Origin of the sequence: Kosakonia sp. H02, from assembly GCA_030704225.1 — a bacterium.
In the GTDB taxonomy this organism is placed as follows: Bacteria; Pseudomonadota; Gammaproteobacteria; order Enterobacterales; family Enterobacteriaceae; genus Kosakonia.
This window is the reverse complement of record CP131915.1, coordinates 2,675,926-2,688,587: the sequence shown is the minus strand read 5'-3', so window position 1 is coordinate 2,688,587 and position 12,662 is coordinate 2,675,926. Positions and strand designations below refer to the sequence as shown.

Genomic DNA, 12,662 nt, shown 5'->3' with positions numbered 1-12,662 from the left:
ACAGGCGAGGATTCTCCCCTGTAAAAACCCTCTCCCGCCTGCTTTATGCCGTCTTTAACGATTCAGCAAGTATTTAATGTTGCTTTTTTGTAAACGGATTAACACCCCCTGAAAATCCTGCTATGCTGCCCGACGCGGTTCGCGGATTTACCCTACAAACTGCTGTCTCACAGGAGCGTGAAGAGAAACGCCTGCCGCATTATGACAATGAGAGCGAGGAGAACCGTCGTGCTAGAAGAATACCGTAAGCACGTAGCTGAACGTGCCGCTGAGGGGATTGCGCCAAAACCATTAGATGCAACCCAAATGGCAGCGTTAGTCGAGCTGCTGAAGAACCCGCCTGCTGGCGAAGAAGAATTCCTGTTAGATCTGCTGACCAACCGTGTCCCGCCAGGCGTTGACGAAGCCGCTTATGTGAAAGCGGGTTTCCTTGCTGCTATCGCCAAAGGCGAAGCGACCTCTCCGCTGGTTACGCCTGAAAAAGCCATCGAACTGCTGGGCACTATGCAGGGCGGTTATAACATTCACCCGCTGATTGACGCGCTGGATAACGACACGCTCGCGCCAATCGCGGCCAAAGCGCTGTCTCATACCCTGCTGATGTTCGATAACTTCTACGATGTGGAAGAGAAAGCCAAAGCGGGCAATGCCTACGCGAAGCAGGTGATGCAATCCTGGGCCGATGCTGAGTGGTTCCAGAGCCGTCCGCCGCTGGCGGAAAAAATCACCGTTACGGTGTTCAAAGTGACCGGTGAAACCAACACCGACGATCTCTCTCCGGCACCGGATGCCTGGTCGCGCCCGGATATTCCGCTGCACGCGCTGGCAATGTTGAAAAACGCCCGTGAAGGTATTGAACCGGATCAACCGGGCAGCGTCGGTCCGATCAAACAGATTGAAGCACTTGCGCAAAAAGGCTTCCCGCTGGCTTACGTCGGCGATGTTGTCGGTACCGGTTCTTCGCGCAAATCCGCCACCAACTCGGTGCTGTGGTTTATGGGCGACGATATTCCGAACGTGCCGAACAAACGCGGCGGCGGGCTGGTGCTCGGCGGCAAAATCGCGCCAATCTTCTTTAACACCATGGAAGATGCGGGCGCGCTGCCGATCGAAGTGGACGTTAATAACCTGAATATGGGCGATGTGATTGACGTTTACCCGTTCAAAGGGGAAGTGCGCAACCACGAAACCGGCGAGCTGCTGGCGAACTTTGAACTGAAAACCGATGTGCTGATTGACGAAGTGCGCGCCGGTGGCCGTATTCCGCTGATTATCGGCCGTGGCCTGACCACCAAAGCGCGTGAAGCGCTGGGTCTGCCGCACAGTGACGTGTTCCGCCAGGCGAAAGACGTGGCGGAAAGCAGCCGTGGTTACTCGCTGGCACAAAAAATGGTTGGCCGTGCGTGCGGCGTGGACGGTGTGCGTCCGGGCGCATATTGCGAACCGAAGATGACCTCCGTTGGCTCGCAGGACACCACCGGCCCGATGACCCGTGATGAGCTGAAAGACCTGGCGTGCCTGGGCTTCTCTGCGGATCTGGTGATGCAGTCTTTCTGCCACACGGCGGCTTATCCGAAGCCGGTGGACGTGACCACGCACCATACGCTGCCGGACTTCATTATGAACCGTGGCGGTGTGTCGCTGCGCCCTGGCGATGGCGTGATCCACTCCTGGCTGAACCGTATGCTGCTGCCGGATACCGTTGGTACAGGCGGTGACTCCCATACCCGTTTCCCGATTGGTATCTCCTTCCCGGCAGGGTCTGGTCTGGTGGCGTTTGCCGCGGCGACTGGCGTGATGCCGCTGGATATGCCGGAATCTGTGCTGGTGCGCTTTAAAGGCAAAATGCAGCCTGGCATCACCCTGCGCGATCTGGTTCATGCCATTCCGCTGTACGCGATCAAGCAGGGTCTGCTGACCGTTGAGAAGAAAGGGAAGAAAAACATCTTCTCTGGCCGCATTCTGGAGATTGAAGGTCTGCCGGATCTGAAAGTTGAGCAGGCATTTGAACTGACCGATGCCTCCGCTGAACGTTCCGCTGCCGGTTGCACCATCAAGCTGAACAAAGAGCCGATCATCGAGTATCTGAACTCCAACATCGTGCTGCTGAAGTGGATGATTGCCGAAGGTTACGGCGATCGCCGTACGCTGGAGCGCCGTATCCAGGGCATGGAAAAATGGCTGGCGGAACCTGAACTGCTGGAAGCGGATGCCGATGCCGAATACGCAGCGGTGATTGATATCGATCTGGCGGAAATCAAAGAGCCGATCCTGTGTGCACCGAACGACCCGGATGATGCGCGTCTGCTCTCCGATGTGCAGGGCGAGAGCATTGACGAGGTGTTCATTGGTTCCTGTATGACCAACATCGGCCACTTCCGCGCCGCCGGTAAACTGCTGGACAGCCACAAAGGCCAGCTGCCAACCCGCCTGTGGGTTGCGCCGCCGACCCGTATGGATGCCGCTCAGTTGACCGAAGAGGGCTACTACAGCGTGTTCGGTAAGAGCGGTGCGCGTATCGAGATCCCAGGCTGCTCGCTGTGCATGGGTAACCAGGCGCGCGTAGCGGACGGTGCGACAGTTGTTTCGACCTCAACCCGTAACTTCCCGAACCGTTTAGGTACCGGCGCCAATGTTTTCCTGGCCTCTGCGGAACTGGCGGCCGTTTCGGCGCTGATCGGTAAACTGCCGACGCCGCAAGAGTATTTGACCTTTATGGATCAGGTGGATAAAACCGCCGTGGATACTTACCGCTACCTCAACTTTGACCAGCTAAATCAATACACCGATAAAGCTGAAGGCGTGATTTTCCAGACCGCCGTCTAAATGAGAAAGCCACCCTTCGGGGTGGCTTTTTTCCGTATCAGCCTGAAACCGGGTTGAAATCCGAATTCCACTCAGGTAATTAGCAGCAGACTTACACTCCCGTCTTTGAAGAATTATTATCCCTGCGCAAAGGCCGCAATGGAAAATAATACAAGGAGTGTTTCTTAATGGCTGCATTAACATTTCCCAGAACCATATTCAAAACCCAAAAAAGAATGGATGATTATAGTGCCACTGATATGCGTTATGGTGATCTATCCGAATATCAATTAAAAAATAATTTTCATCTTGTGGATGTTTCTGCCCGGGTAAATCCGTATGCATTAACGAAAATAACGCCTTTTAATCAGCCTCAATCAATGTTTTATGGTTCTCGCGGGGAGGGGGATAAAATTACAATCTGTGAATGTGCTGATATTTTATTTGACGAATTTCGCCATTTATCTCGCGCTTTTTCTTTTTATGGTCCCTGGCAATATACGATGCAAAAAATGGTTGCGCATATGCGAAATGGGAATGGCATGCCCTTTCGGGATATATTTTTGGATAGAGCATTGAAAGAACAAATAATGAAGGATAATTCACCAGATAACAGTACCTTGTTATTATTAAAAGATACATTTAATAGAAATATAAATTGGCTAAGAAAATATTATCCGGCAGGCAGAGCGAGCGAATTAACTCAGGCCATATTAATTGGTCGATTACCTAAGTTTGACAGATTTCAGGATAGCTTTAACGGTATGGGAATTACGGTTCATGATACCTGGGCAACGGATATCACCATAAAATCATTACATATTGACGATGAGCGTTACCGTGCGGTGGTACATTACAAAGTACAGGATCATTTCGGTCTTGATAGTGCAGATATTTCTAATTTTAAATTTCATCAGTTCCGTTTCTTTCGGATCTGGTTTATGCTCCAGCGGTACGAACAATTTGGCTTTAAGCCTTTTATCACTAATTTGGAAACAATGATCGAGATTACTGGTGATCGTAATGGACATTAAAAGAAAAAGAATGGTGAGTGCGCTGGTATTATTAATGTCAATAAGCCTGGGGTATGCGTTCTGGTTATCTATTCGTCCGGTTGAAATTGTTGCAGTTCATGAAGATAGTCATTACAGCTCTGTTTTGGTGAAGCAGTTCCCTATCACCGATAAAGGGAAAATAAATTGGTGGCTACAAAATAAAGGAATGCTAAAACAAAAATATGGCATTCCAAAACCCTCTTCATGGGGACACTTCAGCGTTATGTTCTGGATTTTTGGCGATGGCTATCAGGAAGAGGGGAAATATGATCGGTTGTGTTTTACAGAGATGAAAACGGAAAAGAACTGTATCGATAAAAATAAAGTCTTTACCGTCGGGAATGACAGGAACGGCAAGATCGTATTTACGGTGGAAGATGGACGATATCGCCTGGAAGATAATGGAGAATTAACACGACTCAAAGGTGAGTAAAGTCGCATTTTGAATGTAATCAATTAATAAGCACAACCTGACGAACCAGATAATCAGCGAGGTGTGAGAATGACAGGATGTCTAATGGATAGTTCCTGCTCGTTTATCAGAAATTTTTCCCACGCTTCCCGCCTGCGCGCTGTTTTTCCTGTATTGTGCTGCGATAATTAATGCATTGGCGGCTATCTGGCCTGCATGAGGAAGCGATTATGGATCACGAATTTTTGCGCGATGTTACCGGTGTGGTAAAAGTGCGTATGTCGATGGGCCACGAAGTGGTCGGTCACTGGTTTAATGAAGAAGTGAAAGAGAACCTGGCGCTGCTGGATGAAGTGGAGCAGGCGGCAAGAACAGTGAAAGGCAGTGAGCGTTCCTGGCAGCGTGCCGGGCATGAATATACGCTGTGGCTGGATGGCGAAGAAGTGATGATCCGCGCGAACCAGCTGGAGTTTACCGGCGATGAAATGGAAGAGGGCATGAGTTACTACGACGAAGAGAGCCTGTCGCTGTGCGGCATTGAGGATTTTCTTCAGGTGGTGACCGCCTATCGCGAATTCCTCAAACAGCGTTAATCAGGGAGCCTCCTTGCTCCCTTTGCGCATTACACGGCCGGAATATTGCGGCCGTAGTAAATCTCGCGCATTTCTTTCCACAGCGCTTCGGTGATCTCTTTACGCTCCTGCGTCGTTAAATCTTCCGGTTTGGTATGGAACATGTAGTGCTTAAGGTCGAACTCTTTAAGCAACATCTTGGTATGGAAGATGTTTTCCTGATAAACGTTCACATCCACCATGTCGTACAGGGATTTCATGTCCTCGGACATAAAGTTCTGAATCGAATTAATCTCATGATCGATAAAATGTTTCATGCCATTGACGTCGCGGGTAAAGCCGCGTACGCGATAATCAACGGTCACGATATCGGACTCAAGCTGGTGAATCAGGTAATTCAGGGCCTTCAACGGCGAAATCACGCCGCAGGTTGAGACTTCAATATCCGCGCGGAAGGTGCAAAGCCCGCCTTCTGGGTGGCTTTCCGGGTAGGTATGCACGCAGATATGGCTTTTATCGAGATGCGCCACAACCGCTTCCGGCAGCGGGCCTGGGTGCTCGGTTTTGTCGATAAGATGCGGATCAACCGGCTCTTCGCTCACCAGAATCGTCACGCTCGCGCCTTGCGGCTCGTAATCCTGGCGGGCAACGTTCAGAATGTTTGCGCCAATAATGTTGCAGGTTTCCGTGAGGATCTCCGTCAAACGGTTGGCGTTATAGAGTTCATCAATGTAGGCAATATAGCCGTCACGCTCTTCTGCGGTGTTGGCGTAGCAGATGTCGTAGATACAAAAACTCAGGCTTTTGGTCAGGTTGTTAAAGCCATGTAGTTTAAGCTTTTTCAATTTTTATCACCCCCTTAGCGTCACTGTGCAGACAGTGCGTCCTGTAGATATTGTGGCAGAGCAAACGCTGCCGTATGGATTGCCGGATTGTAATAGCGGCAGGTGAGCGCGGCGTTATGGAAGCGGGCTGCGATGATCTCGCTTGAAAGCGTGCGCAGGGCTTCATTATCCGTCGCCCAGGCGAAGGTCATGATGCCGCCGTAATAGGTTGGAACAGCCGCCTGATAGAAGCTCACATCGGCAAAATAGTGGCCGAGCTTGCGATGGCTGCCGACGGCTTCATCCTGCTGCAAGAAGCTGACGCCGTTCTGCGCGACAAAAATCCCGCCGGGGTTCAGGCAACGTTTGCACCCTGCATAAAACTCAGAAGTGAACAGGCTCTCGCCCGGACCGACAGGATCGGTGCAGTCAGAGATGATCACATCAAAGGTTTTCTGCGTGTGGTTAACGAAGTTCACGCCGTCGTCTATTACAAGTTCAAAGCGTGGATCGTCGTACGCCCCGGCGTTGTGTTTTGGCAGGTACTGGCGGCAAAAAGAGACGACGCCTGCGTCAATTTCCACCATGGTGATGGTTTCAATATTTTTGTGACGTGAGACTTCGCGCAGCATCGCGCCGTCGCCACCGCCGATAATCAGCACATGTTTTGCATGGCCGTGCGCCAGCAGCGGAACATGGGTCATCATTTCGTGATAGATAAACTCATCACGCTCGGTGGTTTGCACCACGCCGTCCAGCGCCATAACGCGGCCAAAGGCGGCGTTTTCGAAGATTATCAGATCCTGATGGTCGGTCTTCTCGTGGTACAGCACCTTATCAACAGCAAAGTATTGACCAAAGTGGTCGTGCAGCGTTTCTTGCCATACGTTGTTTTCGGCCATAGGTCGCTCCTTTGTTAACGTCCGTGAAAAACGGGCGCAACATGATAGCCAACTCTGGCGAACGATGCACGGTCAAAAGATAAGCATTATTTGACGTAAGCGAGAAGGCTCAGGGAGTCGCGGGCCAGGGCTTTACATTTTTTGGCGGTCGGAATGCCGATGCCGCTCAGATCGCGGTAGCTCTCTTCGCCGAGCGACTTCATATCCCAGGTATCGTAGTTGCTGAGATCCCACTGGTTTTGCTGGGCGAAAAACACCAGCGCACGGCGGATCTGCCCGTTAGGTAAGTTGTTATAACCGCAATCGTTTTTCAGAAATACAAACACTGCCGTGAGATCGGCCATGTCTTCGGCTTCGGATTCACTCAGGGCATAGCTATTAGCGGAGACAGCGAGCAGGCTGCCAAAGATTACAGTTCTGAGAAACGTCTTCATTCTTTCTACCACGGCGTAACGGAAATTAAACGTTAGCACAGTCCCGTTAAGCCGACGATATTTATTATTTCTCGCTGGCTTGACCTTCCGGCAGGGGAAGGGTTTAAGCTCAAAACATCGCCGACACCTGATAAGGATATACTCATGCAACGCCGAGATTTTTTGAAATATTCCGCCCTCCTCGGAGCCGCCAGCGCGCTGCCGCTGTGGAGCCGTCCGTTGTTTGCCGCCGGGCAACCTGCGCTGCCGATCCCGCCGTTACTCACCGCCGATGCGCAAAGCCGCATTCAATTGACGGTGCAGGCGGGCGCAAGCCGCTTTGGCGATAAAACGGCGACCACATGGGGATATAACGGCGCATTGCTGGGGCCGGCGCTGCAACTTCGCCAGGGAAAAGAGGTCACCATAAATGTTCGTAACACCCTTGCGGAAGAGACCACCGTGCACTGGCACGGTGTGGAAGTGCCCGGTGAAGTCGATGGCGGCCCGCAGGGAATTATTAAGCCGGGCGACAGCCGTTCGGTGACATTCACCCCGACGCAGCAAGCCGCGACCTGCTGGTTCCATCCGCATCAACACGGAAAAACGGGGCATCAGGTGGCGATGGGCCTGGCGGGACTGGTGCTGATTGAAGATGAAAATAGCCGCAAGCTGCGCCTGCCGCAGCAGTGGGGCATTGATGATGTGCCGGTGATTGTGCAGGACAAAAAGTTTACCGCGCAGGGGCAAATTGATTATCAACTGGATGTGATGAGCGCAGCTGTCGGCTGGTTTGGCGATACGTTGCTCACCAACGGCGCGATTTACCCGCAGCATGCCGCGCCGCGCGGTTGGTTACGCCTGCGTTTGCTCAACGGCTGTAACGCGCGCTCGCTTAATTTTGCCACCAGCGATAAACGCCCGTTTTACGTAATAGCGAGCGACGGTGGTTTGTTAAGTGAACCGGTAAAAGTCAGCGAGTTGCCGATGTTAATGGGCGAGCGCTTCGAAGTGCTGGTGGATATTAGCGATGGCAAAGCGTTTGATATTGTCACGCTGCCTGTCAAGCAGATGGGAATGACCGTTGCGCCATTTAATAAGCCGCATCCGGTGTTGCGTATTCAGCCGTTGCAGGTCACTGCGTCGGGTGATTTACCCGATACGCTGGCGTCTTTGCCCGCGTTGCCGAACTTCGAAGGATTAACGCAGCGGACGTTGCAGTTATCCATGGATCCGATGCTCGACATGATGGGGATGCAGGCGCTACAGCAGAAGTACGGCGAGGGCGCAATGGCCGGAATGTCGATGCATCACGGCGATATGGGCAATATGCAGATGGACCATGGGCATATGGGCCACGGCAACCAGGGATTCGATTTCCACAATGCCAACCGTATTAACGGCAAAGCTTTCGATATGGCGACACCGCAATTTGCCGCGCAAAAAGGGCAGTATGAGCGCTGGGTGATTTCCGGGGAAGGCGACATGATGCTGCATCCGTTCCATATCCACGGTACGCAGTTCCGCATTTTGTCCGAGAATGGCAAACCGCCAGCGGCGCATCGTGCAGGCTGGAAAGATACGGTGAATGTGTACGGTGCGCGCAGCGAAGTGTTAGTGCGTTTTCAGCATGACGCGCCAAAAGAGTATGCCTATATGGCGCACTGCCATCTGCTGGAACATGAAGATACCGGGATGATGTTAGGGTTTACGGTATAAAAAAGCCCGATAGCGCAAGACCACCGGGCATGCTCGATCTGTAGGCCTGATAAGCGAAGCGCCATCAGGCGTTATTGCCGGATGGCGGCTAATGCCTTATCCGGCCTACGAGTCGTGTTTACTTCGCCTCATCCGGCAGGGCAAAGGCGACAATGTAATCGCCCATCTTCGTACCGAACGAACCGTGACCGCCTGCGGAAATGACCACGTACTGCTTGCCATTCACCTCATAGGTCATCGGTGTTGCCTGACCGCCTGCGGGCAGACGACCTTCCCACAGTTTTTCACCGTTGGTCATGTTGTATGCGCGCAGGTAGTTATCCGCTGTGCCGGCGATAAACAGCACGTTTCCGGCAGTGGAAATCGGGCCACCCAGCATTGGCATACCCAGCGTAAACGGCACTTTAAACGGCATCGGGAACGGCAGGCTATCCTGCGGCGTACCAATACGTTTTTTCCACGCGACCTGGTTGGTTTTCAGATCCAGTCCGGAAATGTAACCCCACGCAGGCTGTTTACACGGCAGGCCAAACGGAGAGAGGAATGGGTTTAGCGTCACGCCATACGGCACGCCGTACTGCGGCTGAATACCGGATTCCGAACCGGTGCCTTTCGCATCTTTCGGCGGCTCCATCGGGTTGCCTGGACCACGTGGGATCAGTTTGGAAACAAACGGCAGCGCCATCGGGTTAGCAATCGCCACCTGGCGGTTCGGATCAACGGAGATACCGCCCCATTCGAACATGCCGAGGTTACCCGGGAACACCAGCGTGCCTTGCTCTGACGGCGGCGTGAAAATGCCTTCATAACGCAACTGATGGAACATCACGCGGCACACCAGTTGGTCAAACATGGTTGCGCCCCACATATCCGCACCGCTCAGATCTTTCTTCGGACGGAAGCTCAAATCAGAGAACGGCTGCGTTTTGGTGACGTAATCGCCTTTCGCGGCACCCTGCGGTACCGGTTTTTCCGGCGCAGGCACGACCAGCTCACCGTTACGGCGATCCAGCACGAAGATGTTACCGGTTTTCGCCGGGGCATAAATCACCGGTACGGTTTTACCATTAACGTTGATATCCGCCAGCGTTGGCTGCGACGGCATATCCATGTCCCACAGATCGTGGTGCACGGTTTGATAATTCCACACCAGCTTACCGGTGGTGGCATTCAGCGCAAGAATAGAGCTGGCGTAACGCTCCTGCTCCGGCGTACGGTGACCGCCCCAGATATCCGGCGTGGTCACGCCCATCGGCAGATAGACGATATCCAGCTTCGCATCATAGGCAGCCGGTGCCCAGGAGTTTGGCGAGTTAATGGTGAAGTGGTGCTCATCCGATGGGATCGCGTTCGGATCTTTCGCGCCCGGATCGAAGGCCCACAGCAGTTCACCCGTGTTGATATCAAAACCACGAATCACACCAGACGGCTCGCGCGTGGAGAAGTTATCCGTTACTGCGCCCGCAATGATAATCACTTTATCGGTGACAATCGGCGGCGACGTCGGCTCATACATCCCCGGCGTGGTCACCGGCATGTTGGTTTGCAGGTTCAGAATGCCTTTGTTGGCGAAGGATTCACACAACTGGCCGTTATCGGCGTTCACCGCAAACAGGCGACCGTCGTTCACCGGCAGAATAATGCGGCGCGGGCAGTTTGCTACCACGTCCGGGCTGGCGTTCTCTGCGGTCGCTTCATGGTAAGAAACACCACGGCAGGTCACGTGCTGGAAGGTCGGGTCGGCATTGAGTTGCGGATCGAAATGCCACTTCTCTTTACCGGTCGCCGCATCCAGGGCGAACAGACGCTGGTGCGCCGTACACAGGAACAAGGTGTCGCCGACTTTAATTGGCGTCACTTCGTTGGTGATTTCACCCGGATCGTTCGGTAGCTTCAGATCGCCGGTGCGGAATACCCAGGCTTCCTTCAGGTTCTTCACGTTATCGGCGTTAATCTGCTTCAGCGGCGAGTAACGCTGGCCTTCCTGGTTACGACCGTACGCAGGCCAGTCACTGTCGGCGACCTGCGAGATCGGCGCGGCTGCGGTGGCATCGGTGCTCAGGGTACCGTTGATTTCTTGCGGATCGTTAAAGCCGGCCCAGGTCAGAATGCCGCCGCTAATCAGCAGAGCAACAACCAGTGCCGCCACTGCGCCGCTGGACGGAACAATCAGCCGCCGCCAGACAAACGGCAGGATCAGCCAGATACCGAAGAAGACGAGGATATCGCTACGTGGCGTCAGTGCCCAGAAGTCGAAGCCGACTTCCCAAACGCCCCAGATCATGGTGGCGAGCAGCAGCGCGGCATAGAGCCACAGCGCCGAACGCTTACCTTTCCAGAGTAGCCAGGTGACACCCAGCATCACCAGGCCGGCGATGGGGTAGTACCAGGAGCCGCCAATTGAGACCAGCCAGACTCCACCGATTAAAAGATACAGCCCGCAGAAGGCTGCAAAGATCGTCGTCAGCGTGACAAGAAGCCGCGACCGTTGCGTTTTAGTTTCTGCCATAAAAAAGAGACTCACCAGTTTGTTAAATTTTTGATAGCAACTAAGTATAGGTGTTAACAACTGTGATCGTCATCACAAATAGAGCTTTATTGTTCAGTGCCCACCCGAAAAGGTTTTGCTGGTATACTGCACGCCTTGCGTTTCAATCACCGTTTTCAACATGCGGTATTGAATGATTTACCTTTAAAACCATATGGTTAGTTAAGATGAAACACAAAGTTGAAGTGATGATCCCAGAAGCGGAGATCAAAGCGCGCGTTGCCGAGTTGGGTCGTCAAATCACTGAGCGTTATAAAGATAGCGGCAGCGAAATGGTGCTGGTGGGGCTGTTGCGCGGGTCGTTTATGTTTATGGCCGACCTGTGCCGCGAAGTGCAGGTGTCTCACGAAGTCGATTTTATGACCGCCTCCAGCTACGGCAGCGGCATGTCCTCTACCCGCGATGTGAAAATCCTCAAAGATCTGGATGAAGATATCCGTGGCAAAGACGTGCTGATCGTTGAAGACATTATCGACTCCGGCAATACCCTGTCGAAAGTGCGTGAGATCCTTCGCCTGCGCGAGCCAAAATCGCTGGCGATTTGCACCTTGCTGGATAAACCGTCCCGCCGTGAAGTGGATGTCACCGTCGAATACGTTGGCTTTTCCATTCCCGATGAGTTTGTGGTGGGTTACGGCATTGATTACGCGCAGCGCTATCGCCATCTGCCCTATGTCGGCAAAGTGGTGATGCTGGACGAATAAGAAAATCGGGGCCGATGGCCCCGATTGTTATTTGTGGTTAACGTGCTTCTGGCTCAGGTTTGAGACGCCCTGGCGATAGCGCTGTTCCAGCGTTTCGCGGTTAGTGGCGGTCACATCCAGGTTGCGCAGCAAACCATCGTGGATACCGTAGGCCCAGCCGTGAATTGTCACTTTCTGGCCGCGTTTCCACGCTGATTGCATGATTGTTGAATGGCCCAGGTTGTAGACCTGCTCCATCACGTTCAATTCGCAAAGGGTATCGAGACGACGTTCTGGCGGCATTTCGCCGAGCAGCGAGCTATGTTTAAACCAGATATCGCGAATATGCAGCAGCCAGTTGTCGATAAGACCCAGCTCCGGGTTCTCAACCGCAGCCTGAACGCCGCCGCAACCGTAGTGACCGCAAATAATGATGTGTTCAACTTCAAGCACATCAACGGCATACTGCACCACCGAGAGGCAGTTCAGATCGGTATGGATAACCAGGTTGGCAACATTGCGGTGAACAAACAGTTCACCGGGTTCGAGGCCGGTAAGGCGCTCAGCAGGAACGCGGGAGTCGGAGCATCCAATCCAGAGAAAGCGCGGTTTTTGAGCCTGCGCCAGCGTTTCGAAAAATCCTGGGTCTTCCTCTACCAGCATTTTTGACCATAGTGCGTTGTTGCTGATGAGTGTATCTATGTCTTTCATGGAGGTTAACGACCTGTA

The 12,662-nt window shown here is 53.0% G+C and carries 11 protein-coding genes; 6 read left to right on the top strand and 5 right to left on the bottom strand.

What is annotated here, in order from left to right; all coding sequences use genetic code 11:
* Window positions 1-228: 228 nt before the first annotated feature.
* The 4 genes from acnB to yacL all read left to right on the top strand — a co-directional run bounded on the left by acnB (window position 229) and on the right by yacL (window position 4,865).
* The gene (gene acnB, locus Q5705_12630) at window positions 229-2,826 is read left to right on the top strand and encodes a bifunctional aconitate hydratase 2/2-methylisocitrate dehydratase (protein ID WLI75445.1); all 2,598 of its coding nucleotides are present in this window, start codon (window positions 229-231) and stop codon (window positions 2,824-2,826) included.
* Window positions 2,827-2,993: 167 nt separating this feature from the next.
* Window positions 2,994-3,839: a DUF3289 family protein gene (locus Q5705_12625; protein ID WLI75444.1), complete on the top strand. Its 846-nt coding sequence runs from the start codon at window positions 2,994-2,996 to the stop codon at window positions 3,837-3,839.
* The gene (locus Q5705_12620) at window positions 3,829-4,293 is read left to right on the top strand and encodes a DUF943 family protein (GenBank protein WLI75443.1); all 465 of its coding nucleotides are present in this window, start codon (window positions 3,829-3,831) and stop codon (window positions 4,291-4,293) included. Before Q5705_12625 ends, Q5705_12620 begins: the two co-directional genes overlap by 11 nt.
* Before the next feature lie 209 nt (window positions 4,294-4,502).
* On the top strand, window positions 4,503-4,865 hold the full coding sequence (gene yacL, locus Q5705_12615; GenBank protein WLI75442.1) for a protein YacL: 363 nt from the start codon (window positions 4,503-4,505) through the stop codon (window positions 4,863-4,865).
* Window positions 4,866-4,894: 29 nt separating this feature from the next.
* On the opposite strand, the gene speD is transcribed toward yacL, so the two are convergent.
* The 3 genes from speD to Q5705_12600 all read right to left on the bottom strand — a co-directional run bounded on the left by speD (window position 4,895) and on the right by Q5705_12600 (window position 7,004).
* Window positions 4,895-5,689, bottom strand: a complete 795-nt coding sequence (gene speD, locus Q5705_12610; protein ID WLI75441.1) for an adenosylmethionine decarboxylase — start codon at window positions 5,687-5,689, stop codon at window positions 4,895-4,897.
* 20 nt (window positions 5,690-5,709) lie between these two features.
* Window positions 5,710-6,570 (bottom strand): polyamine aminopropyltransferase, encoded by an 861-nt coding sequence (gene speE / locus Q5705_12605; protein ID WLI75440.1) that lies wholly within the window; start codon window positions 6,568-6,570, stop codon window positions 5,710-5,712.
* Between the two features lie 86 nt (window positions 6,571-6,656).
* A complete protein-coding gene (locus tag Q5705_12600; protein ID WLI75439.1) occupies window positions 6,657-7,004 on the bottom strand; it encodes a YacC family pilotin-like protein in 348 nt (115 codons plus the stop codon).
* Between the two features lie 144 nt (window positions 7,005-7,148).
* Here Q5705_12600 and cueO point away from each other — a divergent pair, with 144 nt between their 5' ends.
* The gene (gene cueO, locus Q5705_12595) at window positions 7,149-8,702 is read left to right on the top strand and encodes a multicopper oxidase CueO (protein WLI75438.1); all 1,554 of its coding nucleotides are present in this window, start codon (window positions 7,149-7,151) and stop codon (window positions 8,700-8,702) included.
* Window positions 8,703-8,820: 118 nt separating this feature from the next.
* On the opposite strand, the gene Q5705_12590 is transcribed toward cueO, so the two are convergent.
* Window positions 8,821-11,211 (bottom strand): glucose/quinate/shikimate family membrane-bound PQQ-dependent dehydrogenase, encoded by a 2,391-nt coding sequence (locus Q5705_12590; protein WLI75437.1) that lies wholly within the window; start codon window positions 11,209-11,211, stop codon window positions 8,821-8,823.
* A gap of 206 nt (window positions 11,212-11,417) precedes the next feature.
* Between Q5705_12590 and hpt the strand changes: the two genes are divergently transcribed.
* Window positions 11,418-11,954 carry a hypoxanthine phosphoribosyltransferase gene (gene hpt / locus Q5705_12585; protein ID WLI75436.1) on the top strand — a complete coding sequence of 179 codons (537 nt, stop codon included), beginning with the start codon at window positions 11,418-11,420 and terminating at the stop codon, window positions 11,952-11,954.
* Between the two features lie 27 nt (window positions 11,955-11,981).
* Here the strand turns inward: hpt and can are convergent, their stop codons facing one another.
* Entirely contained in the window at window positions 11,982-12,644 is a 663-nt protein-coding gene (gene can / locus Q5705_12580; protein WLI75435.1) for a carbonate dehydratase, read from the bottom strand.
* Between the last annotated feature and the right edge of the window lie 18 nt (window positions 12,645-12,662).